The 26,075-nt window shown below is 44.6% G+C and carries 20 protein-coding genes; 1 reads left to right on the top strand and 19 read right to left on the bottom strand.

Annotated features, from left to right (window positions below):
- Nucleotides 1–99: 99 nt before the first annotated feature.
- From BMX45_RS19525 to BMX45_RS19505, 5 genes are read right to left on the bottom strand one after another with little or no spacing between them, the layout of a single operon-like run.
- Complete coding sequence (locus tag BMX45_RS19525) at nt 100–870, bottom strand: ABC transporter ATP-binding protein (protein WP_175495157.1); 771 nt, start codon at nt 868–870, stop codon at nt 100–102.
- A complete protein-coding gene (locus BMX45_RS19520) occupies nt 863–1,666 on the bottom strand; it encodes an ABC transporter ATP-binding protein (RefSeq protein WP_090911121.1) in 804 nt (267 codons plus the stop codon). The genes BMX45_RS19525 and BMX45_RS19520 overlap by 8 nt, the downstream gene beginning before the upstream one ends.
- On the bottom strand, nt 1,667–2,470 hold the full coding sequence (locus BMX45_RS19515; RefSeq protein WP_090911120.1) for an ABC transporter permease: 804 nt from the start codon (nt 2,468–2,470) through the stop codon (nt 1,667–1,669).
- Entirely contained in the window at nt 2,467–3,402 is a 936-nt protein-coding gene (locus BMX45_RS19510; protein WP_175495156.1) for an ABC transporter permease, read from the bottom strand. Before BMX45_RS19510 ends, BMX45_RS19515 begins: the two co-directional genes overlap by 4 nt.
- Before the next feature lie 11 nt (nt 3,403–3,413).
- Nucleotides 3,414–5,009 (bottom strand): ABC transporter substrate-binding protein, encoded by a 1,596-nt coding sequence (locus BMX45_RS19505; RefSeq protein WP_090911118.1) that lies wholly within the window; start codon nt 5,007–5,009, stop codon nt 3,414–3,416.
- Nucleotides 5,010–5,160: 151 nt separating this feature from the next.
- Here BMX45_RS19505 and BMX45_RS19500 point away from each other — a divergent pair, with 151 nt between their 5' ends.
- Nucleotides 5,161–5,916: a class I SAM-dependent methyltransferase gene (locus tag BMX45_RS19500; protein WP_175495155.1), complete on the top strand. Its 756-nt coding sequence runs from the start codon at nt 5,161–5,163 to the stop codon at nt 5,914–5,916.
- A 289-nt stretch (nt 5,917–6,205) separates the two neighbouring features.
- Here BMX45_RS19500 and BMX45_RS19495 read toward each other — a convergent pair whose 3' ends face one another.
- The 14 genes from BMX45_RS19495 to BMX45_RS19435 form a co-directional block, all read right to left on the bottom strand.
- Nucleotides 6,206–6,679 (bottom strand): nucleotidyltransferase domain-containing protein, encoded by a 474-nt coding sequence (locus BMX45_RS19495; protein ID WP_090911116.1) that lies wholly within the window; start codon nt 6,677–6,679, stop codon nt 6,206–6,208.
- Between the two features lie 340 nt (nt 6,680–7,019).
- Complete coding sequence (locus tag BMX45_RS19490) at nt 7,020–8,036, bottom strand: zinc-dependent alcohol dehydrogenase family protein (protein WP_090911115.1); 1,017 nt, start codon at nt 8,034–8,036, stop codon at nt 7,020–7,022.
- A gap of 304 nt (nt 8,037–8,340) precedes the next feature.
- Nucleotides 8,341–8,679: an MFS transporter gene (locus BMX45_RS31050; RefSeq protein ID WP_139212469.1), complete on the bottom strand. Its 339-nt coding sequence runs from the start codon at nt 8,677–8,679 to the stop codon at nt 8,341–8,343.
- Nucleotides 8,680–9,044: 365 nt separating this feature from the next.
- A complete protein-coding gene (locus tag BMX45_RS19485) occupies nt 9,045–9,296 on the bottom strand; it encodes a hypothetical protein (protein WP_090911114.1) in 252 nt (83 codons plus the stop codon).
- 13 nt (nt 9,297–9,309) lie between these two features.
- Nucleotides 9,310–11,370 carry a beta-galactosidase gene (locus BMX45_RS19480; RefSeq protein WP_090911113.1) on the bottom strand — a complete coding sequence of 687 codons (2,061 nt, stop codon included), beginning with the start codon at nt 11,368–11,370 and terminating at the stop codon, nt 9,310–9,312.
- A gap of 9 nt (nt 11,371–11,379) precedes the next feature.
- Nucleotides 11,380–13,197 carry an FAD-dependent oxidoreductase gene (locus BMX45_RS19475; protein WP_302847928.1) on the bottom strand — a complete coding sequence of 606 codons (1,818 nt, stop codon included), beginning with the start codon at nt 13,195–13,197 and terminating at the stop codon, nt 11,380–11,382.
- 42 nt (nt 13,198–13,239) lie between these two features.
- Nucleotides 13,240–14,748 carry an extracellular solute-binding protein gene (locus tag BMX45_RS19470; protein ID WP_090911111.1) on the bottom strand — a complete coding sequence of 503 codons (1,509 nt, stop codon included), beginning with the start codon at nt 14,746–14,748 and terminating at the stop codon, nt 13,240–13,242.
- A 48-nt stretch (nt 14,749–14,796) separates the two neighbouring features.
- On the bottom strand, nt 14,797–15,657 hold the full coding sequence (locus BMX45_RS19465) for a carbohydrate ABC transporter permease (RefSeq protein ID WP_090911110.1): 861 nt from the start codon (nt 15,655–15,657) through the stop codon (nt 14,797–14,799).
- On the bottom strand, nt 15,651–16,607 hold the full coding sequence (locus BMX45_RS19460; RefSeq protein WP_090911287.1) for an ABC transporter permease: 957 nt from the start codon (nt 16,605–16,607) through the stop codon (nt 15,651–15,653). Before BMX45_RS19460 ends, BMX45_RS19465 begins: the two co-directional genes overlap by 7 nt.
- A gap of 151 nt (nt 16,608–16,758) precedes the next feature.
- The gene (locus tag BMX45_RS31395; protein WP_175495154.1) at nt 16,759–18,231 is read right to left on the bottom strand and encodes a response regulator transcription factor; all 1,473 of its coding nucleotides are present in this window, start codon (nt 18,229–18,231) and stop codon (nt 16,759–16,761) included.
- Complete coding sequence (locus tag BMX45_RS19450) at nt 18,219–19,976, bottom strand: cache domain-containing sensor histidine kinase (RefSeq protein WP_175495153.1); 1,758 nt, start codon at nt 19,974–19,976, stop codon at nt 18,219–18,221. The genes BMX45_RS31395 and BMX45_RS19450 overlap by 13 nt, the downstream gene beginning before the upstream one ends.
- A 399-nt stretch (nt 19,977–20,375) precedes the next feature.
- Nucleotides 20,376–23,027 (bottom strand): beta-xylosidase family glycoside hydrolase, encoded by a 2,652-nt coding sequence (locus BMX45_RS19445; protein WP_090911108.1) that lies wholly within the window; start codon nt 23,025–23,027, stop codon nt 20,376–20,378.
- Between the two features lie 97 nt (nt 23,028–23,124).
- Nucleotides 23,125–24,207: a SurA N-terminal domain-containing protein gene (locus tag BMX45_RS19440; protein ID WP_090911107.1), complete on the bottom strand. Its 1,083-nt coding sequence runs from the start codon at nt 24,205–24,207 to the stop codon at nt 23,125–23,127.
- A gap of 167 nt (nt 24,208–24,374) precedes the next feature.
- Nucleotides 24,375–26,054 carry a type 2 periplasmic-binding domain-containing protein gene (locus BMX45_RS19435; protein ID WP_090911106.1) on the bottom strand — a complete coding sequence of 560 codons (1,680 nt, stop codon included), beginning with the start codon at nt 26,052–26,054 and terminating at the stop codon, nt 24,375–24,377.
- Nucleotides 26,055–26,075 lie beyond the last annotated feature (21 nt).

The raw sequence follows: 26,075 nt of genomic DNA, 5'->3' as shown, positions 1-26,075 counted from the left end.
TTATCAGATAAGGTACCGTTTGATTCTCAACACCTTCTTGCAGATAAAAAAAAAAAATCCCCAAAATTGGTAAGTTACTTAATTTAATCCGGCTGAATTTTATGTCAATTGGTTCCATGCTGTTTCAAACATCTTACTTGAGTTTAATAACGAAACGGTATATGGATCCCTCTCTGCTTCGTCATAGAGCGCAGAAGTACTGAAAAGTTCAACCTGTTTTCCCTCTTTCAAAACCATAATATTCGAACATAGTCCTGGTAACAGCGTGAGGTCATGAGTAATGAACAGAAGAGTTAAGCCTTGTTCCTTCTGAATGGATATGAGCAGCTCAATCATCTGCTGTTGTAATAAGACGTCGAGGTTGGAGACCATTTCGTCACAGATTAACAGTTTGGGACGAGTTAACAAAGCTTTGGCGAGACAAGCTCTTTGATACTGCCCACCACTCAGTTTTCCGGGGCGATTTCGAAGAAGGTTCTCATTCAGGCCTACTTTTCCCCAATATTCAAGGACTTTATGCTTGCGCTCGGCTCGATTATAACGGGTAAAATGAATTAAAGGTTCTTCCAGACACTGAAACAAGCTCATTGCGGGATTTAATGTGGAGCCCGTATTCTGAAAAACAATCTGTATATCGCGATACCATTCTCTATACGATGATATTCCTTTGCTGGGCAAGGGCCGCCCGTCAAAGAAAATATGGCCGGAGGTTGGTTGTTTTAAAGCCATGATAAGCTGGGCAAGCGTGGATTTACCACTACCACTCTCCCCCACAATAGCCAGAGATTCTCCATCTTCTATTCCAAAATGAATATCTTGCAGAATGGGTCTTCCGTGAATTTCCTTATACAGTCGCTGGATTTCAAGCATAAGGTATCTCTCCTTTTCCAAGAAATCTTTGAGAGCAATGCCTGCATAACTCTTGGGTGTATTCATGTTCAGGTGCGCTTATAATGTTCTCCTTACTGCCCTGCTCTATTATTTTCCCTTCCCGCATAACACCAATCGTGTCCGCAAGATAGCCCGATATAAGTAAGTCGTGGGTAATAAACAACATGCTCATCTCCGTGTCCAGAATGAGCTCTTTCAGAAGGAATATGATCTCAGCCTGTGTTTTGACATCAAGTGCACTTGTTGGCTCGTCGGCTATCAGGATTTTCGGCTTTAACAGAAGCGCCATCGCAATCATGACACGTTGATTCATTCCACCGCTTAACTCATGAGCATAACTGCTCATCACATGGGACGTGTCCTTTAAGAGAACTTGGGACAACATTTTTTTTGCTTGCTTCTCAGCCTCATATCTTGAAACAGGCAAGTGACTGCGCATCAGATCAACGAATTGCCTACCAATCGGAATCGACGGATGCAAGGCCTGTTCCGGATGCTGGAAGATGGCACCGATCTGGCCCCCTCTGATGCTGCGCCAGCGCTTCCTTGATAATTGCTGCAGATGTTCACCCTGTAACACGATGTCACCTGACATCTGCAGATGAGCAGGCAGCATATCCAAGATAGCCTTACTTGTCAGCGTTTTACCGCTGCCACTTTCTCCAATCAATGCATATGTTTTCCCAGTCTCCAGAGAAAAGCTGCTATTATGCACAAGCGATTGTCCTTCCTTATTTCTGATATTTAGATTTTTGACTTCGAGCAAGGTCGTCATTTAGCGTTCCCTCCTCAGTCGCTCGCCTATAATTTGGAACGAAGCAGCAGTCAGAAATATCATAAAGCCTGGAAAGAAGCCCATCCATGGGGCGACCTGCAAATAATTTTTTCCGTCCAATAGCATGACACCCCATTCTGGAGAAGGAGGCTGTGCACCAATACCCAAAAAGGATAAACCGGATAAAGTCAGGATCACCTTACTCACGTCCAGAATGAGCATCGTTCCAATCTGAGGCATGATATTCGGAATCATATGTCTGGTTATGATTCTAAGTCCAAATGCCCCGCTTACCCTGCTGGCGGTAATATAAGGTTCCTTTTTCACATCATGAATTAGCCCTCTTATGATTCGTACGTACTTGGCCCACCAGGAGAGGATCACCGCAAAATATACATTTTCCATGCCAAATCCAAGGAAGCCAACGACCACAATGGTAAGTAGCATACTCGGTAATGCTGTGAAAATGTCGGTTAGGCTCATCATAAGCATGTCCAGCTTGTTCCCCAAAAAAGCACTCCAAGTCCCCACCAGAAGACCAATCAACATCACAACACTAAGTACAATAAAAACAGGAAATACCGATTCACTAATCCCGTGTATGACCCGGCTTAACAGGTCTCTTCCCAAATAATCCGTTCCAAATGGATGAGCAACGCTGGGAGGAAGAAGCTTCTGTTGATGATTCGTATGGAACGGATCATAAGGTGAAATCCACGGAGCCGCAAGTCCTGTAATAATAAGTAGGATGATATATAACAACGCTGCCGTTGGCAGTTTATTCGCTCGGATGATACTGATCAAACTTCCCACCTCTGTTTGTCAAGATGAACACGCGGGTCCGCAAGGAAGTACAACAGGTCGGTCATAAAATTAAAAACAAATATAAATGCTGCCACGAAGAGTGCGCTCCCTTGAATGACTGGAAAATCACGGCGAAAAATAGCTTCAAGCATGTATTTACTGAATCCCGGAAAACTGAAAATCGTCTCGGTGATAATCGAAGCCCCAAAAAAGCTGGGTAGACTCGTCGTGATTAATGTCAGAATTGGGATGAACATGGAGCGTAGTAAATAAGACGGATAAAAGATGCTCGGCCGCAATCCCCTAGCTTTTGCAGCCTCAATGTACGAGAACTTGCTGTACTGGATCGTATAGGATCGAACCATCCGAATAAAGTAAACACTTTGCACCAGCGTCATGGCAGTAACCGGCAAAATATAATGCCGTGTGGTCGAACTGCCTACAACAGGCAGGACGGGCCATATCACGCCTAAGGCATACATAAGAAGAATAGCAAGCCAATATAAAGGGATCGACAACCCCAAAATGGTCATTGAATAAACCACTCGATCTGCCATTGTGCCTTCATTCAATCCCATCCAGATTCCAATCGGTATGGATATGAAGAGGGTTAATAAAAAAGAGCTTGCAATGAGTTTCGACGTTGAGCCTAAACGTTCAATCATTTCACTTAATACGGGTTCTCCGGAAGAAAAGGAATGCCCTAACTCTCCTTGAAATACGTGATTTGCCCATGCTAAATATTGCTGAATGAACGATTGATCCAGTCCCCATTGTTTCTGTAAATCAGCTACGATGGATTGCTCCGGTACGGCTCCGATTTCCAGCAGCAGCATCGACGCCGGATCACCCGGCGCCAAACGCATTAATGTAAAAACAAACAAGGAAAATAAAACAAACGTGACTACCAACATGAACAGACGATGAATCATAGAGCGGAGCATTACTTCGCTTCTTTCTTCAGGTAATGCCACTTCAACGGGTTGTCCTCAATAGCATTGAACCTAAAATCAACCACTTGGCTTGAATGAACAAAGGTTTGCTTGGCGTAGTATATCGGAACAGACATGGCTTCCTCATGCATACGGAGGAACACCTGATTGAACAGCTCTTGCTGCTGCTGAGTGGAAACCGTGGCCGCGATTTGATCCAGCAAATCGGATAAAGGCTTGTCCTGATACGCAACTCCCGGTGAGGATGGCGAATCATAGAATAAGGAGGACAGGAATCGATAAGGTAATTGAGCATCAGTGTATGTCCGATACATAAGCAGATCATATTCCTTCGTGCTCCACAGGGTATCGTAGTAAGCTGCCCGTTCCTGATTCACAATATGGATTTGAATGCCGATCTGTTTCATGTTGTCTTGAAAAATTTCAGCCATCTCTTTCCATTCCGGATATTCCTCTGATTGAATGACCAGACGAAGTTGCAGTACTTGTCCATCTTTTTCATAGAGCTGCTTGTTCTTATTCCATTGGTAGCCCGACGCTTCAATCAGCTGTTTGGCTTTTTCGGGATTATACGGATAGGAAGGCTGATTACTGTCGGATATAAATGCAACCTTCTCTTGGAACAATCCTCTGACAGGGTCCCCGCTACCACCAGCATACTTGCTCGTATCATTGCCATAATTGATAGCTTGGCGGATATTCTTATCAGCTAGAGAAGTATTGTGTTGGTTGATAACCATAAAGTAGGACATTGTACTGCTTCCGGTTTCAATTACGTAGTTGTCGTTGTTCTGAAATACAGGGAGACTTTCCATGGGGATATTACCAAGTTCCCCGCCCGCAAGATCCACCTCTCCAGATTGCAATGCCATTACCCTCGCCTGAGGATCCGTAATGACTTTGAAAACAAGTGAATAGTCGGATGGTTGTTCTAACCAATAATGCTCATTCGGGATTAGAACAGTCTGAATCCCTTGTTGGTACTCTCCTATTTTCCAGGCACCCGTTCCGATCGCTTTTTGAAAAGTACCATTCACATCTCCCTTAGGGGTTACCGAGTTCGGACTCATAATTCGATATGGTCTTGCCTGACTAAGCTCGTACAACACCTGCGTTGCTGTATCCTTAAAGGAAAGTACGACTGTTTGATCATCGGGTGCTTCAACTTTTTGCAATAAACGGGATATTTCAAGCGAAGCATTCTCTTCCCTGCTTACCGCTCTTTCCAAAGAAAACTTCACGGCTGCTGAATTCAGTGGACTGCCATCCGAGAACTTGACCTGATTTTGCAGATGTAAAATGTAAGTCCTGCCATCATCGGATATCTCCCATGACTCCGCCAGGCTGGGCGCAAATTCACCTTTTCCTTTATAGTCTACAAGGGCATCATATATAGCCGCATGCGTATGTCTGGAACCATTGTAAGTCATGGCGTCAAGCTTGTCTGCTTCAGTATCCTGTGTGACTGCGACCACAATCTTCTTGTCAACTTCTGCTGCAGAGGGTGAGCTCACATGTGGTGAACACCCCATAATGAACAACAATAAGACAACAGCGATTACTCCAAATCCAGATCTTCCAAACATCCCTACTCCTCCTATTCCTCTTTTAAGCTGTTTATGATTGCATAGCTGTTATTCTCATGAATACTTGCTAAATGAACAATCTTTGTATATTATTAATCGTAATCATTACGTTTAGCAAGTAATTTTTTTATATAACAAGGAGTCGATGTTAGTGAGTAAGCATAAACTTGTACAACAATATCGGGATTATTGGGACAAAGGAGCCGCTGTCTATGATGAAATTGTGGATGCCGAATTTACGTCCAACCGATATGATCAATGGAAGGGAATTCTGAGTCATTTTTTGTCCGGTAAAAGTAATTTAAAAGTGCTCGATGTAGGTACGGGGCCTGGTTTCTTCGCGGTTCTGCTCAGCCAGATGGGGCATCAGGTTACTGCTATTGATTCTTCTCCGGAGATGGTGGCTAAGGCTAATCAAAACGCCCATAAATATAATTGCAATATCCAAGTTATGGAGACAGATATTATAGAATATAAGACAGAAGAAAAATATGATATCATCATTTCACGAAACGTGACCTGGTTCCTGTACAATCCTGTAGCTGCATATCAAAATTGGCATGGCATGCTTAATGACGGTGGCCAGGTTATTATTTTTGATGCGAATTGGAATTTATTTTTAACTGATCCGAAGGAGGCAGAGCTTTTTCAAAAAGACAAGGAGGAGGCTGCCGTAAAAGGGTACGTGCCGTACCGCCCAGAGAAGGATGTCGAAGAAGGAGACCAACTGGCACTTACTTTGCCATTGAGCTATGTAAGAAGACCTGAATGGGACAGCGAAATGCTTCGTTCAATTGGCTTTGCCCAAATCCAAATTCATCAAGGATTCGATGTGGAACTGTATCATATAGGTGAACAAATTCTGAATCGACACAGACCTATGTTTGCGATCGTTGCCAATAAATAACTCAACATTCGCAGCCTCGAACACGTTGTAACTCCGTTTATGCGGGCATCAGCTTTACGGACTCGGTAATCCTTATCAACCACGGTTAATCATATATATTCGTATGTTCTTGTCATCTTACATTTGTTTATTGGGCTGCTTCCGGCCGCTCAATTAAAAAACGGCTGCTAAAACTGCAGCCGTTTGTAGTTACGTTTGTTTCTATTTTACTATTATGCCCGTTAGTGCAACGAAAGAAGCCGATCTTTCTGACGGCTTCCTTCGTTGGTTGTTGCGCTATCGTTCTCCGTTAGGTTAATGACTCTGTAATAAACCTTGCTAAGGCTTCAGCCTTTTCAATTCTACCTATCCTTCGATAAGCTTCAACTTCGTATTCTAAAGTTAAAACTGGTAACTTCAGGTTAAACACGTTGATGTAGTGTTTTATTTCGTGAAGGTTAGGTGTTCTTTCCCACTCGGTTCCATCAAACTTTTGAATATCCCCGATTATCTCAACTGACACACCATTTATGTTTAGTTCACCAAAATAAGATCGTATATTATTTTTTGTTGAGAATGAAACCTCTCTCCTAATGTGCTCCTTAAATAAGGACTGAATCTCATATGCCCCTTCTTGATCTGTTTGAATATCTATGTCATCTGGCTCGTACTGCATTCCTTGCAGGGCAAAGCTTGTACTCCCTGTCAAAGCCCAATTAACTTCCGTCTTGGATAATTCATCCTCTAAAAGTTTCAGTACTTCTATAAAAGTTGGTTTAATCAATTGTCGCCCCCTTAACTGAGCACATGATCTTAAAATATTCCACTTGTTTATTAAGGAATCCTGCTTGTTAGCTTAACGCCGGCTGTTATTTAGCTTACTTTTTGATCGTCTATTATAACTCTTCAGTACCGGCAACTTGTGGCATCCTCGGTCTATTCTGGCGAGATAAGATCTCAACTTCCGTATATTTTTCAGCTTATCCGAAAAGGAAATTCTGTCATCCCTTTGGAATTTGTTTGGTCTGTAATTAATGCATATGCTACATCAATTCTTTTCACTTTAATGAGCTCTTTTAAATTCTAATTAGAAGAGCTGTACCTGCATAAGCAAGTAGCTCTCGTCAACATGAGAGAAATGGTTCCAAAAGTACTTTACCTATGTGACCACTTGCTAGAGCTTTTTCAATTGCTTTCTTATACTCGTGTATACTAATACGTGTTCTTGGTGTCTGAATAGTCAATGTACCTTCTTTGACCAGTTCAAATAAATCACTAAAATTTTCATGCCATCGATCATTGGAAATACCATCTACCCATCTTTTAAGCCAATATGGTTTCACCCTAATATTGGGATGTCTTTCATGTATATGAGACCAATTCATTTGGTTCCCTGAAAGTAGTCCAATAATGGTAACTGCACCATCTGGACGAATACATTCAATCAAGTCGTGCCCTTCTTGTCCTCCAATGCTGTCAATACCCGCCGTCGCTCCCAATCCACTGGTCAATTCCATTACGCTATGAATAAGTGATTCTTTAGACGTATCAATTACAGCCCAAGCACCAAGTGATTTCAATTCATCGATATGAATATCGTTTCTTACGACTGCAATTAATCTATATCCAAATACTTTTGCCAACTGTGCGAATAAACGTCCTATTGCGGAACCACAGGCATTTACAACCAGCACATCCTCAGAATTCAACCGCAATTCTTCCGTACAAATAAGCCATGCTGTCATAGGATTAATGTACATTTGGCTTGCTGTTTCGTCATCCATTTCTTTGGGGACAGGAACTGCAAAATTGGCCTTTGTTTTCACATACTGTTGCCAAGTCCCCTCCCCACGTAGAGGCAATACCCTCTTACCTATAAGTGATGTTGTTATGGATGAACCCACAGCTTCAACAACACCAACCCCTTCGTACCCTGGTATAGCCGGCAACTGAATTCGGTGTTTATATGCACCATATATTGGAATTAAGTCTGAAGGATTGATTGGACTAAGAATCATTCGAACCATGATGTCATCGTGTTGAAGTTGTATATCCTCACTCTGTTGTTCTAATTCCAACACTTCAAGTGGATGTCCGAACTTTTTATATTGTAGAGAAATAAACTTTGTAATGCATCTCACTCCTTACTGAATTCGCCTGCTTCATCAAAACAAAAGCTATTAAGACCTTCTAAAACACTTTCTAAAGATCTAAAATTACTACAAATGATAAAGCCGTTCAACTAACGAGTCCATTGATTCATGTATTAACATGCGAAGGTTGCCGACAGCTTGTGTTGAACTCTTTTTGATTACTCTTCACTCGGGCCGTTTTCGTACTACCTAAACGGTTTGCAATACTATTAGAAATGCTTAAAACAATTAAAGAGCAAATTAATATCAGTAGTGAGGGAATGATAACAATCTTTAATCCGTAGCGATCAGATCATTTTCCGGATAAGGGACGGCTTAACGCAAGAGATGCTGCTAATACCAAAAAGAATAAACCTGAATTTAAGTTTAATTTTCTTATTTCTTGTTTAGTTTTGTTTTGGTACGGTGTTTTTACACTAGAAGCAAAAATTAGAGCTGCTATAGAGAGAAGGATAGCGAATAAGCATAGTGTATTATACGAATAACTATCAGTAACCCAGATACCCATAACTGGACCTAAAGCCATTGCAATAGTCGTTGCTGAGCTGTACCATCCCATCCCCTCACCACGACGGTTATCATAGATGTGGTGGAGAATGCCCAACTCAAGCCATAAATAATTCCACCCCAATAAGAGCAACTACTCCCCACACCCAATTATACATAAGCATCGCTATTGTAAATAACAATAGGCCCAACATGATAAACAGCCTTCTGCTGTAACGATCTAGTAAACCGCCAACAATCGGTCGAAGTAAGACTGCGGAGAGCGCAAATACCCCATCACTAAACCTACTTTGGATTCGCTGGCCCCCATTTACCAGTTTAATGAAATCGCAAGAAATATAGTAAGATATTTATCAATCGGTAATCGGCTCGGGTTCTTGTCCTTTATGCAATCGAGACAAGGTCTTGTACCAATAAAACAAAAAAGCCGCTAAAATAGCGACTTTCATCGGGATCATGTTGTAGTCCTTCCACATTATTTCTATCTTCTTACATTTTCTCGATACAGATCAATACGGCCGGCAACTCTTTTCGCCCATAGGCTTCGATCAATGCCTCAATGTCTGCGTAGTAATCCGTATGGATCGCAATCTCAGGCTGTTTCTCAAATTCGGAATCAAAATAGATCGGCAGCTCACTGTTATTCACGTCCAGGTAAGGAATTAAAATTTCACTTCCATAAATGGCCTCTCCTGTAGTGCACGGCATGCCCGGTGATACGACAGAGAAAGATTTTTCCATGAAATTGACAGCCTTAACGGCTGACCGACCTCCACATCACGCGGAATCCGTAAGCGGGCAGTCGAATATGTTCGCCCACCGACTTCCCTTCCCAATCGAAAAGAGGCTCCTTACACGTCACCAACTGCTCATGATCTGTAAAATTGTGCAGGAAAATATAGTCGGTCATGCCATCGCTACGCACTGCAACATTAACGCCTTCTCCCCATTCCCCTTGCAATGCACTTTTCAGACCACACCTGGAGGCTATTGCTGCATAGAAGTCGTCTAAGAACGCAGACTCGGACCGCGCTGCTATATAATAAACCTCTCCACTTCCAAATTGATTAACTGTCAGTGCGGGACGTCCCCGATAGAAATCGTCACCGTACTCCGCAAGCACTTCAGCCGTCTCGGCATGAATCAAATCACACAACAGAGACACCTTATACACTCCAGTCAAACCTTCCAATCCACCGTCCTTCATGATGAGCGAGTTGTAATCCTCAGGATATAGCGAATCAATCTCTTCCGAACATACCCCGGCAAGCTTACGAAGAGGGCCTGGGAACCCGCCAAGGAAGCAAAGATCATGCTCATCAACAATCCCACTCCAATATGTCAGCACAAGCGTCCCCCCTCGGCTGACGAACGTTTCGAGACGCTCTGCTGTTCCCGGCTTCAACATATACAGCATGGGAGCTACCACGAGCTTATAATCATCCATAGAACGATCCATCGAAATGACATCAACCGGAATGCCCCGCTTCCAGAACGGTTCATAATGACGCAGCACCTCACCGTCATATCCAAGATTCGGATTGCGTGGACCGTCCGCGCCTTCTACCGCCCATTTGTTCTCTGTATCATAAAGCAACCCGATTGCGGCCGGTACCGTCGTTCCTGCAACAGAATCCATTCGCTCTAGGGTAGCACCCAGTTCTGCCACGTCTCTGAATACTCGGGTATTCTCATGCCCTCCGTGATCGACAACAGCACCGTGAAACTTCTCAGAGCCTCCGCGGCTCTTTCGCCACTGAAAATATTGCACGGAATCGGAACCGTGAGCTACTGCCTGGATGGAGGAAAGGCTGTGTGCTCCAGGACGCTTCAGCTTGCTGACCATCTGCCAATTAGCAACACTAGGTGTGCTTTCCATTAATAGAAACGGTTTTCCATTCTTGAATGAACGGTAACGGTCATGCACAAATGCGTTATGGCAAGCCGTCTGCCAGTCCGGCTGTGGGCTATGCCAACTCGGATAGCTGTCCCATGAAACGATATCAACATGCTCCGCCATTTGTTCATAATTGATATTGCATCCACCCAGAAAATTAGTGGTCACCGGTACATTTGGCGAAAATTGCCGTAAAGGTTCGATCTCTTCTTTCATAAACTCAATGCTCTGTTCAGTGACGAATCGGTTCCAGTCGAGCTTCAAACCATGTAGCTTGTTTTCCCCGATCGGCGATGGAGATTCAATCTCTTCCCATTCGGAATAAGTGTGACTCCAGAAAGTGGTGTACCACCGCTCGTTCAAACGTTCCAAATTATTGTCATATTTCCTTCGTAACCAGATACGGAATGCTTCCTGACACAAGTCACAATGACATTCACCGTTATATTCATTGGAAATGTGCCATAGAAGCAGACCAGGATGCTGGCCGTATCGTTCCGCGAGCAGTGTATTAATCTGTCTGATTTTCTCACGATATACCGGCGATGTATAGCAATGATTATGCCGATGACCGTACAAATTCCGTATACGATCTGGTCTGACGCGTAGCACCTCCGGATATTTCCGAGCAAGCCAGGCCGGGCGGGCTCCGCTTGGCGTGCCCAATATGATGCGTATGCCGCCGTTATATAGTTTGTCTATGATTTCATCCATCCAGCCGAATTCGTATTGTCCTTCACTTGGTTCCAGTTTGGACCACGAGAACATTCCGATGGCCATAACATTGCAACTTGCAAGGCGCATGAGCCGTATATCCTCGTCCCAGACTCCCGGTGCATCAATCCATTGCTCCGGATTATAGTCCGCACCGTGAAGCAAACCCTCTACACCCTTGAAAAGCCCTTGTTGGCCTGACATTCTTGACGTTCACTCCTTTAGCGATTCATAACATCCGATCTCGAATACCCTGGCATGATCCAGACCGTTCGTTGCGATTACTTCAAGACGAAGGCGATTTACCTGCTTAAGATCAACTTGGCAGGTTATTAGCCGTTGATAGTTATTAGCTACATACAGCACCTCTTGGCCATCTTCCTTCGATTCCGCACTATAGGCTATGATTCGAAATTCTTTCAAAGTCTCCGGCTGGGGTCCCCAAACAAGCTGTTTGTACAAATAATCTTCATGTGTTAGCGTCAATCTTCGATGCATGCCGGTATCGAGCACGACAACAATCTCGCGCAGCGATATCGGCGTCGTCCACTCCAGTTCGATCCAGGGGCTATCGTCGTCAGGTCGCGACATCCAGCGATGAGTGCCCTTTTCTGCCAAATCCGGCCGGATACCTCTCGGACCGTGCATGGAACGTGTGTGGCCATTGAGGACAAAGGATGCCGCACCTTCCGGCTGTTCCGAAGAAGCGCGGACAACAGCGCTCTTCGCCAAATTTCCGTTAGCGGTAATACCGGGAAGATAGGCATCCTGACGGATCAACCGCTGCTGCGTTTGCGAAATGATTTCTCGGTCATGAACAGCCTGTTCCAGGGGCAGACCCTCCTTCACCGCAACAGCCGCAAAAGTACCAGCCCCTTGACCCATTACACCGCAGGTAGCCATCACCCTCGTGCTCGAAAAAGCAATATGAGTAGCCGAAATGTTGCGCCCCGCAAACATCAGATTGTCCACATTAGCGCTTACCAGTGCCCTTAATGGGATACCATAGACATAGTTGGTGTGAGGCTGTCTGGCAGGGTCGCGATCTGCCGCATCAATGCCTTGCGGTGGATGCGTATCCATCGGCCACCCTCCGAATGCGATCACATCCACAAAGTGTACCGCTTCTTCCAAATCCGATTGAGTCAAAACGTGTTGTCCGATAAATCTGCGTGATTCCCGCTTTCCAGGCACAAATCCGAACCAGTCGAGTGCCCAATTCTCGGACTCCGGATGTTGTCCGCTGTTCTTGATATGATCCCAAACACCAAGCATGATGGCAAGCAATTCGTCGCGTATGGTCTCATTATCGGCGATCGTATCCATTGTACCTCCGAATTCCACCCACCAATAACCGTACTCCCAGGAGGAATGCCCCCTGAATTTCAAATCATCTTCCGAGAAATGCCTCGTCCAGGAGGGCGGAATAAATTTCATAGGCTTCCCCATATCTCTGGTAGTGAATAGGAGGGAGGAACCCAACCGATACGTGTCTGCCTCTTCTCCTGCAAGAGATTCTTCGTATTGGTTCGAGGCTTCCCTTCCCGTGACATAGTAAGCCCCTGCTTCTTTACCTAGACGTCCGTCGCCAGTGCAATCAATAAAGATATTCGCAAAAATTTCAAAGCGATGCTCTGTGCTCTCCCTGGCAGCTATTACCGACACAATACGGTTGGCGCTCTTGTTGGCATCGATCACCGTCGTGTTTAACATTAGCGTCAGGTTCGGCTCCGCCCTGCATTTCTCATATAAAATCAGGTCGAACATGGAGGCACTGCGTTGCGGATTCCGAATAGCGCACTCCAGCAAGATTTCTTCGACAATGCCGCCTTCTCTGGCTTCCGTCTCTAAAGTCTTTCCACGTTTGGAATGTGCCGCACCAACAATATGCATGCGGATTTCTGAAGATGCATTCCCCCCAAGTACCGACCGGTCCTGACAGAGGATCACTTTTGCACCGTTTCGTGCGGCTGCTAGGGCCGCAACAACACCGGCCATGCCTCCTCCAGCAATTAGTACTTCAGTGCGCACTTGTTCTATGACCACAACGAAACACACCTTCCTTTGTTGGTATTACTGACGGTATCCAAGTTTTGCAAGCTGTTCAAATGCAGATTCTTTATATAGTTTATAGTTAAAAGTAGAATCCAACGTCTTCAAGAAGTCGTTATATTCTGAAATCGGACGCTTATTGTAGATGAACTTGATAAATTCCTCCGTGATATAACGGTCCGAGTCCGCCTTATTAAAACCGTCCGGAGGAACAATAAACCCATCCAAGGCTTCAATAAATTCTCTTCGGAATGTTTCTTCAATATACTGCACCTGATTTGGAAATTTCACTTTCAAATATTCTAGATTCGGACGTCCTGTAAATTGATACAAAAAGGTGTAATTCGTCTCTTGTTGTCCCAGATCTGTGATCGTGATTTTGCCGTCCGTTTCAGTAAAGTGTGTGTCTTTGATCCCGAATTGAACAAGTTGCGCTCCCTCTCCGGTTGAAACATAGTTCAACATTTCAATGATCTTATTCAGCTTTTCCGGATCTTTCTCTACATTTTTGGAGATAGCAAACATTTCCGAGGGCGCTCCAATATCAGAGTGTCCATCGTAGGCAACACCGGTAGGACCAGCTACAGGATTAAGTGCAATCCAATCTGCTTGGGGGTTGGCATTTTTCCAAATAGCAACTTTATCATCTTTCATAATGTTGGTCCAATCGGTATATATCACACCCGCTTTTCCCTGAGACGCTTTTTCAAAAAGCTGGGAGACAGTATTACTCATCACATCTGGATCTACGACACCAGAGGATATGTACTGTTTGATCAGTTCTAATGCATCCTTCATTTCGGGCTGATCCAGCACATTGATAGCCTTTCCATCCCGCGAAATAAATTGAGCTCCGCCGTTCGTCAGACCATAAGCACCAAATAACGCATTGAATGCGGTCAGATCATTGCCTGTGAAGCCATAAGTATCTTTCTTTTTGTTACCGTCAGGATCATTTTCAGTAAACGCCTTCAACACCTTCAGTAGCTCATCCGTAGTTGTTGGCACCTTCAGTCCCAGAGTGTCCAACCAATCCTTTCTAATCCACAATATTCCGGCTGGTTTTCTCGCAATCGGTTTCGGAAGAGAATACTGCTTGCCATCTATCAATCCCAGTTTGATCGTATCTGCATCTACCATCTCTTTATAACCGGATAATTGATCCATATATGGTGTCATATCCAGCAGAACACCCATTTTTGAATATTTGCGAAGTTCCTCGCTACCCAACATGAACATATCCGGAAAGTCACCACTTGCTATACGAGTCCCAAGCTGAGTAGCATAGTCTGCACTTCCCAAAGTGAGGGTTATATCCGTATCGAGTGCTTCATCCAAAGCTTTTTTCACGAAATCATTTTGAGGTGGATTCGTCCCATAATTGTTCGCCATAATTTCAATTTTGACCGGTTCTCCCACGTTATGGTTTCCAGGTTCAGTGTTTGTAGATTTCGATCCGCATCCAGCTATTGCCAACATGGAGATCACCAATAGGACGACTACAAACCGTTTCATTGTTTTGCGTTTCATTCTAATTCCCACCTTCAATAAATAATTTTTTAAGTTGTTATCCCTGTGTTAACCCTTGATGGCTCCGATCATCATCCCTTTTGTTAAATGCTTCTGTATAAACGGATAGACCAGAATAATCGGTAAACTTGCAAGAACAACAGCGGCCATCTGCAAGGTCATCGTGGGCATGATCGCCTCAGCAGCCATCTCTGTAGATTGGCTCATTGTCAGCATATTTCTAACCACGACTTGCAATGGATGCAGTTCACGATTGGTGATATATATGATGGCCGAGAAAAACGTGTTCCATTGTGCAACCATGTAAAACAAGCCGATCGTCATAAGAGAAGGAATAGACAACGGAATTGCGATTTTCCATAGAATGCGGAATTCCCGTGCTCCGTCGATTCGGGCAGATTCGAACAGTTCCTCTGGCAAACTTTCAAAGAAGGTTTTCATAATCAACATATTGAACGTGGCCAATGCATTCGGGACAATCATTGCCCAGATGGTATTGGTTAATCCGAGATCCTTAACCACGAGATAAGTTGGTATGAGACCGCCGCTAAACAGCATAGTGAATACAATAAATAGCAAAATCGGTGTTCTTCCCGGAAGATTCTTGCGGCTGAGCGGGTATGCGCCTAGCAGCGTAAGCAATAGGCTAAGTGCCGTGCCTAATATTGTAATCACTACGCTGACCCCCATCGATTTAGGAAGCGTTCGCTCAATAAGCAGACTACGATAGGCATCAAAGGTCAGTTTCTGCGGAATTACCTGAAAACCGCCGTTCTTAATCACTTCACTATACGGCGTCAGGGAGACGGATACGACATACAGGATCGGAAATAGACAAGAGACCGCAACAATCGCCAATAGTACATAAACAATCGAGTTAAAAAAACGGTCATTGGTTCCTTTTACCATATCCCCCCTCCTCCCCAGCGTTTGGCTAATTGGTTCGAAGCAAGCACTAATCCGAAGCCGATGACGGATTTGAACAAGCCGACGGCTGTGGCCAGACTGAAATTGATTTGTTCCACACCTGTTCGATACACCCAGGTATCGATAATGTCGGCAACTGGAAGCACCCGGACATTGTAGAAGATAAAGATTTGGTCAAAACCCGCATCCAGTATTCCACCAAGCCGAAGAATTAGCAGTAAAATGAATACATTGCGGATACCTGGAAGCGTGATATGCCAGATGCAGCGCAGCCTGCTAGCCCCATCTACTCTGGAAGCCTCATACAAGGTAGGATCGATGCCGCTCATGGTGGCCAAGTAGATAATCGCCCCCCAACCCATATCCTTCCATATATCCGTGGTCACCAGCACACTCCGGAACCAGCTTTCTGAATTCAAGAAGGGAATAGCCTGGCCTCCACCCTCAACGATCCACCGATTAAACAAACCTGAGGATTCCGACAACAGAGCAATGGCAATGCCGTAAATAATGACATATGACAGAAAATGGGGCATGTAGCTGATCGTTTGCACCCAGCGCTTTACCCAAACGATCCGGCATTCAAAAAATAGAATGGCCAAGATGATCGGCGGCACTATACCAAAAATCAATTTATACAAACTGATCAGCAAGGTATTGGTCAGGAGCTGAGAGAAGTAAGGCGAATTAAAAAAGTACTTAAAATGGGTATACCACGGATCTGCCCATGGGCTCTTTAACACTCCTTCCACCAGATTATAATCCTTGAAAGCAATGACCACTCCATACATGGGTACATACTTGAAGATGATGTACCAAACCAAACATGGTAGCAGCATAAGGTAAAAAACTTTATGCTGCCACATCTTGTAGAGTGGCCTCGTCTTTGGGGGTCTGATAGCGTTCATAGACTGTTCTAATCCCCGTTGCATGATATCAATTCCTTTCGGTTTCTTTAGTATCATCTTAGCTGCTTCATAAGAGAACCATAAGGAACAGTTTTCACATAACGAATGAACACTTTTCTGTTCCTGCAACAAAAAGGCGGATTTCAGAGAACGTTCTTTGAAATCCGCCTTATCTTCATTTATTCCGGAAATCATTCGGTGTAACTCCGGTCCAACGTTTGAAAATCCGGAAGAAATAATTGTCATTGGCAAAGCCAACCTTCTTCCCTATTTCACTCACTGTCAGATTAGTCTGACGCAAATAGAACTCTGCCTGCTTCACTCTGACGCTTTGTACAAAGCGGATGGGAGACTCCCCGATTTTCTTTTTGAACAAACCGCTCAAATACTGCTCGTCCATGTGAGTCAATGCAGCCATTTCTTTTAGCGTAATATTCTGGTTATAGTGATGATAGATATAGTCCAATAGCCTGTTAATCTCGGGGTGATCGGAACGGATCCGGTTTATTCGATGTGAGGAGGTCAAATACTTCTGAAGCGTTTCGTTCAGTATGTTCAACAACTCAGCATGTTTGGGGGATGAAATCAATTTATCGATATCTTGGGGTTCCTGCTGTGAAATACGGGCGAATGCTTCATTTAGTCGTAATGCTGTTGCTTTGACGCTAGGAACTGAGAAACCTTCGTTTTCCATAGCATTCCACACTCTCTTTACCATTTGAAGACAGTCTGAAGAGCGAAACTGTTCGAAGGCTCGAAGTATCTCGCTTTCTTCATCCCAAGAGATTTTTGCAATATGAAGTCGATTGCAGGATGGCAGGCTGGCTGTTGACGGGCTATACCAATCTTGTTCCAAACGCTGTATCCCTTCTTTCCATGCTTTAACCAAATCCTGATTCAGGTCTGTGGAATCATCCAGCCAGAGGGTTCGATGAAATTGGCCTGACGCTGCTACCTCACCTATCCAATCCGCTTTTTGATCGCTCCAGATCAGGATCGTGACAATCCCCAATCGAGTGAAGGAGGAAATAAGCCAACGAGATGTCTTGTTCTCCATGAGTTTATTTCGTACCCTACACTCTGCCTCCTCCAGATCCTGTAGCAAGACACACACTGTAACTGTAGAAAAGTACCGCTGCCAAACCGGGTGGAAGCCTCTACCGCCAAGTGTACGAAGCGGCCCTTCTGCTTCCTCAAGCAGCTGTTTCCATCCCGCTTGAAGCCAATACTTGCACGTTTCGGATGCCTTTTCCAGCTGGAATACTTGTTCTTCCTCCAACTCGCGTCTAATTTTATGCAAGATGCGGTGCATATCCTCTTCAGACATAGACAATTTCAGGATATAATCGGACGCCCCCCCGACAAGTGCTTGCCGGACATATTCGAATTCATTCATACAGGTAAGCATCACGAATCTTATTTTGCGACCTCCCTCCCGAACGGCTTGCAACAACTCAATTCCGTTCATAAAGGGCATTCGAATATCCGTGATGACCAGATCCGGCTCCTGTTCTTCAATCAGCTTCATCGCCTCTACCCCATTTGAAGCTTCACCAATAACGACGAAGTCTTCCTGCTCCCACTGTACGGCATCCCGAATCTCTTCACGTACAAAAATCTCATCCTCCACCAACACTACTTTCCACATGGTACTCCCTCCCTGCTTTTATAGGGGACCGATAGTAAAAATGGAATTTTAATCTGTACACGTGTACCTTCCTTCAAGTCCATCAAATTCAAGCCAGTTTGATCTCCAAATAACAATCTTAGTCGCTCCCTCAAATTATTGAGCCCGATCCCCCCACGCCTGGTGCTGTCTTTATGCTGCTTAGCATACTCGAGTCCCACCCCATTGTCTTCTACTTCAAGGTACAGCTCATCTCCTCGTGGATAGACGCGGATCGTAATAATGCCCTTTCCCTCCTTTGTATGAACCAAGCCATGGTAAATAGCGTTTTCAATCAACGGCTGCAACATCATTTTAGGAACCAGAGCAAAATTTAGCCGTTCTTCTTCAATTTCAACAATGGTTTGAAAGCTATGCTGATAACGGAACGACTGAATGTAAAGATAAGCCTTTGCAATATTCAGTTCGCTGCGTAAATGAACCAGATCTGCCTCCATATCCAGTGACGCCTCCAAAATTATGCCAAGTGACTTGCTGATTTCAACCGTTCCCTCATCACCGTGCTTGCGGGCATTCCACTTCATCGTATTTAATGTATTCAGAAGAAAGTGCGGGTTCATTTGGGATATCAGCATCTGATATTGGATTGCTTGCTTCTGCTTCTCTTCCTGTTTCAAATTGGCGATCATCATTTCGATTTCGTCTACCATTTTATTGAATGACTGGGCTAACTCCAGAAATTCACCCTCATGCTTATCTTCAGTAATACGATATCTGAGGTTCTGACGAACCATTTCGGACATTTTTCTGCTTAATTGCTTAAGAGGCTGCGTTAAATTGCTAAGCAAAACATAGGTAAGCACAATAAACAAAATGGTAATGGAGAGTATCATAATAAGCGATCTATGTTCTTCGCTTCGAATATCACCTAAAAACATATCAAGCGGAAAGCGGCTAACAATATACCACCCGCTCGATGGCAGATACGTGCTGTTGAACAAAATTGAATTCTTTTCATCCAAATACCCATTGCTCTGACCCTGTTCTCCGATTACTTGAGTCCGTATTTTATAAGGGATCCGATAGTTGCTGTTTGTTCCGGCAATAAGTTCACCCTCAGTATTCACAATGTAATAGTTGCTTCTAGTCCATGCCAGTTTCACTTCTGATTTCAGCCATTCTTCGATATCAAGGCTTATCGCTAAAAAGTATTCTTCTCCTTCATCATTTTGTTTAACGTCACACAACGAATAAAAACGCTTACTTGACGATGTATTGGAAAAAAGCGACCCGCCCTCATGAAGCCTCCAATTCAGCGTCGAATTCTCCTCGCACATATAAATATCTCTAAATTCATCCAGTTTAAGTCGATGGGATGGTTCAGGAAAAGATAAATAATAATTCCCGCTCGTATCCAGTAAAATATAATTCAGAAACTGACTGTTCATATTTTGCTGTTTTATCTGCGCTACGAAGTTCTGTATTCCTATCTCCCGCTCTTCTGTACTGTGATGTTCAGGATTCTCAAGAAACCGCTCCATCTCAGAATTTTGATCAAGTTGAATCATGTTTTTCAATGCACCAATACTTACCTTGTTGAAATCGTCCTTTACATTAATCAATTGATCACGGTTTAAATGGCTGACTTGTTCCTCGATCACCTCCCTCGTTTTATGGAAATAGGTAATCTGAATTAGTGCATAGGGTACCAGTATAAGCAGAACAAAAGTAATAAACAGCTTATACCGTAGTGATTTGGGTTTCATTCTCCTTAACACCTTCATCCTTCTGCCTCCAGTCACAAAGGTAAAACTAACTTTTTCCAAACCATTTCACTGTTCACAGTCCTTCCGTATGTTTAGTTGCTACTATCTTCTTCACATTCGTTCGCCACTCCAAAACTTAGTTAATCGTATTCTAAGAAAGAACAGAAGGCTAGTGCCATTTTGGTTTCGTTTTCAAGCTCATACTGTACGTACTACTTCCTATAATAAACTGAGTGAAAAAATGGAATTTATATTTGATTTCCCGCCTTCGCCATTCACCAACTCCTATGTATTCATATTGACAACTTAAACAATTAACAGGGGCTGTCCCAAAGACCATAGCCTTTCGGGACAGCCCCCGGATTACCTATCCATTTGCTGCTTCACCCTTAATCATCTTCAGTGCGTCGAGAAGGATATCCGCGAACCCTCAACTGAAATAGCGTTCACTGGGATCGTATCTCCGCCGCCTACGATATGGAAATAATCAAAATTCGCCACAAGTCCCGTCCCTGCACATACGATCAGGCCGATTTTCGGTTCTTCCAGATCAGCGGACTGAGGCTCTCCTACCTGGGTATAATTAATTCCATCTGCCGAGTAATACCCGGCGTAAGTATTTCCCCGCTTTGCAAGGCGCAGATAGGATACTGCTGAATCAATCGTATCCGGAACCTCAACATGGTTTCGGACCCCATCAATTTTGACGTCAAACTGGAACTGATTTCCTTCCCCGTACAATCGTGTCATCCGGATATATGTGTTATCGTCCACATACGCAGCCAAGCCGCCCTGCGACCATCTACTAGTCGGTTTGCCATCCAGCTTTGTTTCGATAGCCCAGTCTCCCGAAGGGGCTCCTGTGAGCAGAATGTTCTTCGCATCACCGGTGCTGCCCGAAATATCGCCTTGTTCGCTAACAATTCTCATATATCCAGAATTGGCACTAAGCGACCAATTCGCCGGATTTTCCCGGACCCATCGCCACTGCTCGTTCAATTGCGTCGAGTTAAACTCGTCATTCGAGCCTTCTGGATACTCAACCGGAGGTTCCCCCTGACCCGGCGCTGCGCTGTACTGGATCAATTCCAGGTCATCGAAATATACATCGCCGCTTCCGCCGGCTTTGTACAAATAAATGACCGCACTTGTGTTGGTACTCCCGGTTGTAAAGGTAAGCTCCTTCCGGGTATAACCGGTTGAACTCACATGGACATCTTTAAGTGCTCCACCATAGTTCTTCACACCGATTACCGCACTGCCACCACCGACACTTTTGCCCCATCCGTACAATTTGTACATGGTATTCGGATGTAATCCGCCGACAATCTGCTCCGCGCCCGTGGTGCTTCCCGTCAGCTTGACTGCATAGTTCCCGGAATGGGGGTCATTGCTTTCAATACTGATTCCGTTATAATGGGTCGGCCAATCGGTGAAGTCACCCGTTTCAAATCCAGGGTTTTTCAGCAGATTCTCCTCAGAAGGCGCCTCCGGAAGCGGGGGCAGATTGTTGGGATCCAATCCCGGACCCTGGTAAGCTCCAATATTTGGAGAGACATCAGCCGGAACCGGATTACCGAAGTAATCGCGCCCTCCGTTGTTCTCGATCAGCTTGCCTGCTCCGATCGCCGGCGAGCTATTCAACAGTTGGTACCCAACCAGCGTATCCTTACCTATGCCGCCTGAACCGGGGGATGCCAGCTGCGGGTCTTCAGTAATCTTATGGGGATCTGCGGGTTCGCTGCTCGGATGAGATCCATAGAACAAGTTATTCTCAAACACATTGTTCGTACTTCCGGCAAAGTTGTAGCCTCCGGAACCAAGATTATAGATGATATTATTATAGAAGTACGTATTCTGGGCATAACCGCCCCAATCCAAGTAATCCACTACCTTCGTATTAGAGGTTTTGGGTAGATAGACAGTGTTGTTATAGATATAAGTGGTGTTCGGCGTTCCGCTGAAATTAAACACGGCTCCGCTGTCATTCTGGCTGATATTGTACCGAATGACCGAATTCCGATTGAAGTTAGTGGCATTCGTTCCGTTGTTAACCACTAGGAAGCCGCCACCGGCATTGTGATGGCTATAGTTATATTGGATAATGGTCCCATCGCTGTTGTAATCCGCATCATACGCCATGGCGTCCCCGCCCGGAGCTGTATTATAAACCTCATTAAACTGTATTACATTATCTTTGGCCGAGAAGACCCACAACGGCACATGATAGCCGCTGGCGCGCACGTGCGTATCATGGACCACATTATTTTCAATCATGCCATTCGTTGTATTCAACAATAAAGCACCGTCTGCCGCTACATCATAAATGAGGCTATTGCTTACTTTGAAACCCGACGAATATTTTGTTTGTGCCCCGTTCAAATAGATGCCTACACTGTCGAGGGAATAGATTTTGCAATTATTGACCACTACGTCCGATACGTGATAGTCCCACGTCTTTCCCCAGACGATGATCCCGCCATTATGAACATAATCCGTGTCGGTAGTTCCCTTCACATTATGAATGTCCAAATTTTCAAAGAGAAAGTGCTTGTACACCCTCGGATTCGTCCAGGTGCCGCTGCTGCCGTCCACATGAATGCCTCTGCGGACCGCCTTCGCCTCTGCGTCATTGGTAATTTCCAGATTGCGGACTTCCCATTGCTCCTGATTGTAGAAATAGACCGCCGCCTCGGCTCCTGCTCCGGCGATTAGAGGTTTGCTGCCTTCACCGTACTTGTCAATCTGGATTGGGCTGCCCTCCACACCCGAACCTTTAGGGGAGAGCGTACCGGTCCATACGCCGCCTGCCTTAAACAGAATCACATCGCCTGGCTGGAATTCAGTAGCATTTACTTTGTTCAGCGTCTTCCAAGCTGATCCCGGAGCGGTACCGGTGTTGACGTCATCTCCCTCCTCCGAATCCACATAATACACATTCCCACTGTCTGCAGCCTGAACAACAATCGGTTCGTTCATCGGCATGAAGCATGAAACCATGATAGCCACAGCCACAAACAAACTGAAAAACCTGTACGACTTCTTCTTCATCAACTTTAATTCCCTCCTCGGTCATTGTTATTTATCTTAAATGCGGCCAAGATCATCTTCAATGAAGTAACCGCTTTCAAGATCACCTTGAACAGGATTACAACTCAATATGGTCGTACTGGTTATCCATCACTTTGACTTGAGCATCGGCAGTGAGCCGATGAATAAACTCGGTATAGGCCGTGGCTATATAACTGTTCAGAACAAGGTCTCTGTTTTCTTCGTAGCTTTTATAATCGCGTGCTTCTCTCCCCGTAATCCTGACTAGGCCATATTCACCTTGCGCAGGTTCATCGATCACCGTACTGATCTTCCCGGTCTTCAAATCTCCTTGTAGAAGGGAATAAAGAACAGGCTGGGATTTAAAATAGGTACTGGCCGTCTTATCGTTCAATTCTACTTCTGTATAACGAATCAAGGATCCTTCGTGACTGATCTGAAGGACTCTCGCTGCTTCAAACATCTCCATTCCTTGCTCCAAGAGCAATTGTGCGGACTCCATCAGGTTAGCCGCCGTCTGCTTTTGCTCGCGAGTCGTGTCACTGCTACCATTCTTGTAGGAAACGGATATTTTTTCGAATCGGACAATGTCCTCATCAAAAAGAATTTCATCCTTAACCATCTCATAATGCTGCTGTAGCTTGTTATCCGTTGGTTTTAGTTCATGCTCAGCCAGTTTGTCTTTCAACTCGTTCCGCAAATTACTTAAGTAGTAACTCATAAATGTATTTTCATCCAATTGGACAGGTCCATATACTGGAATATGCGACTTGACTGCAGCCATTCTTCGCTTATTCTCTTTATCCATTTCCTGCATGAGATCATCGTAGCCCGTTCCCCGAATCAGACCTTTGCTTTTAGCAAGTTCCAGCTCTACTTTAACTTTAGCAAGTTCCTCCAGAGCACGCTGCTTTAATATAGCTACAGGTTTCTCCCCGTTGAAATCAGTCTTCCAGAAATCCTTGCTATAATCCGCGCCATAGGTCCGGTGGAAGTAGTCGATAACAGAAGCCCTTTGTCGTTCCAATTCCCGCTTAAATTCCATCACCGTAACCGGGCTACCGTTTACCTCTGCAACAAACTCCTCTTCCGTCAATGCGCTGATGCATAATGAGTAGATGGAAACACTGACAATGAACACGATCGTCAGAACAGCAATCACCAACCGTTTCTGCCTCAATATCATCCCCCCTCAACGATCTATGTACAGCGCTTACAAAATCTAATTTCACAATATTAAAAGCCTTAGGCAGGAAAGGATTATCGTTAAAATACCAATTGGCCACTAGCGATCAACTCCCTTCGCTGCCTACTCTCTTATGCATTGCACCTAACTATATCCTGGAGTTATTGTGATTGGAACCATTCATTCGCTTCATTTGTGACTTGTTCGCCGCCAATTTTATACCATTCATGGACGAAATTATCGAAATCGTTCAACGGCTTTTTACCATAGATGATGCCTAGGAACGTCTCGCCTTCTAATTTGGCCAGAATGCCGTTTTTGGATTGCATCGTTTTTGTAGGAGAACCTGTGAACGCGTTTGGGATATACGTATTGTCATTCCAACCATTATCTACGATTTCAGCCGCTTTCAAGTGATTAGGTGACGACGTCCTCTTAGTTCTCTCCTCTTCTACATTGCTCGGTTCCTCTCCACGGCTCATTTTCGCCAATCTTTTCAGATTAGTGAAGGGATTCTTTGGTTCCATCAGTAAGTATTTGGCCGGTCCCACCTTTCCACCCGGGATATCGTTTTCATCCACAGAGATGGTTTTATCCGCTTTGATGGTATAGTCATAATCTTGATACCATCCATTTTCAAACTCGCTTCCTACCTTCCCCTTTTCAAAAATACGGTTCAGGTAGAGGAACAGCGCGTCGGTGTGTTTAAAATCCTTCTTGACAATCATCCCTCCTCGAAGGAAGTTCGTATCTCGGGCAGCCGCTTTACCGTTTAGTGTAGGCAGCGGATAAGGATTCATTGTTGCACCTGGCACATTCTTCTCCAGGTCCGGGGTCGGCCAGCCAGCCATCCAATAAGGCGCAACGACAATGCCCACCCTTCCCTGTCCGATCAACTCTGCCAGTTTGTTTTCGTCATGCAGACCTGCTTCTTTCGAGATATAACCTTTTTCATACCAGGCTCTCAACCTAGCCAGGCCTTCTTTCATTTCCGGCAGCGTTGAGCCGTGAACTAATTTTCCATCCTTTTCAAGCCACTGGTTAGGAACGGTTCCTGAAGGCCCAAACACCCAGGTGCTCTCTCCAAGCCAACCACCGAAGACGTAAGGGTTGGAACCACCGGCTCCAAGACTAACTCCAAGAGGAATCATATTATCGGATCCGCCCGGTTTCTTATCCAGAATGGCTTGCATAAGAGCTTCCAATTCTTCTACGGTTGCTGGGGCTTTCATGTCCAATTCATCAAGCCAATCCTGCCTGATCCACATAACGCCGTTATCATTACCGGCGTGGGCAAAGTTGGGAAATGCCATTTTTTTGCCGTCAAATGTAACCTGACTCCACATTAACGGATGGGAGCTATAAATGTCCTTGATGGTCTGAGAAGCATATTTATCATAATCTTCCGAGATATCCTTATACTTACCGGACTGAATCAGTTCGTTAAGCAAAGTCATATCTTCGGTCATCAGCACGTCAGGCAAATCTTCGTTAGATGTCAGCATTAATCTCATTTTCGTGGCGAATTGATCGCCAGGCACCTGCCATAAATATTTAATATTGATTCCCAGTTGCTCACGAGCCCATTGGGTGTGCACATTATTCTCCACTGTCTCCCCATTCTTGAACTTCATGGTGGTGTCCGTCGCTTTTACTGTTGTAATTGTTACAGGTGTATCGAATTTGTAAGTCCCTTTTTGAATCGCTTCAGCATTGGAATCCTCCGATTCCCTGTTAGTTGGTGACGGTTCCGCCTCGCTGCCTGTATTGTTGTTTCCGGAACAAGCTGTTACAAAGGCGATCATCATAATCAACGAAAGCGAAAGAAATTTTCTAATCATGTTTTTAACCTGAATCCCCTT

Source organism: Paenibacillus sp. cl141a (assembly GCF_900109305.1).
GTDB classification, from domain to species: domain Bacteria; phylum Bacillota; class Bacilli; order Paenibacillales; family Paenibacillaceae; genus Paenibacillus_AQ; species Paenibacillus_AQ lautus_A.
The sequence above is the reverse complement of the archived record's forward strand: the minus strand, read 5'-3'. Positions and strand labels throughout refer to the sequence as shown.

Coding starts and splice junctions, on each gene's coding strand:
- BMX45_RS19520 (WP_090911121.1), bottom strand. CDS start 1,666: ATGACGACCTTGCTCGAAGTCAAAAATCTAAATATCAGAAATAAGGAA.
- BMX45_RS19465 (WP_090911110.1), bottom strand. CDS start 15,657: ATGGTAAAAGGAACCAATGACCGTTTTTTTAACTCGATTGTTTATGTA.
- BMX45_RS19480 (WP_090911113.1), bottom strand. CDS start 11,370: ATGTCAGGCCAACAAGGGCTTTTCAAGGGTGTAGAGGGTTTGCTTCAC.
- BMX45_RS19450 (WP_175495153.1), bottom strand. CDS start 19,976: ATGAAACCCAAATCACTACGGTATAAGCTGTTTATTACTTTTGTTCTG.
- BMX45_RS19505 (WP_090911118.1), bottom strand. CDS start 5,009: ATGTTTGGAAGATCTGGATTTGGAGTAATCGCTGTTGTCTTATTGTTG.
- BMX45_RS19525 (WP_175495157.1), bottom strand. CDS start 870: ATGCTTGAAATCCAGCGACTGTATAAGGAAATTCACGGAAGACCCATT.
- BMX45_RS19510 (WP_175495156.1), bottom strand. CDS start 3,402: ATGATTCATCGTCTGTTCATGTTGGTAGTCACGTTTGTTTTATTTTCC.
- BMX45_RS19460 (WP_090911287.1), bottom strand. CDS start 16,607: ATGCAACGGGGATTAGAACAGTCTATGAACGCTATCAGACCCCCAAAG.
- BMX45_RS19470 (WP_090911111.1), bottom strand. CDS start 14,748: ATGAAACGCAAAACAATGAAACGGTTTGTAGTCGTCCTATTGGTGATC.
- BMX45_RS19445 (WP_090911108.1), bottom strand. CDS start 23,027: ATGAAGAAGAAGTCGTACAGGTTTTTCAGTTTGTTTGTGGCTGTGGCT.
- BMX45_RS31395 (WP_175495154.1), bottom strand. CDS start 18,231: ATGTGGAAAGTAGTGTTGGTGGAGGATGAGATTTTTGTACGTGAAGAG.
- BMX45_RS19485 (WP_090911114.1), bottom strand. CDS start 9,296: ATGGAAAAATCTTTCTCTGTCGTATCACCGGGCATGCCGTGCACTACA.
- BMX45_RS19435 (WP_090911106.1), bottom strand. CDS start 26,054: ATGATTAGAAAATTTCTTTCGCTTTCGTTGATTATGATGATCGCCTTT.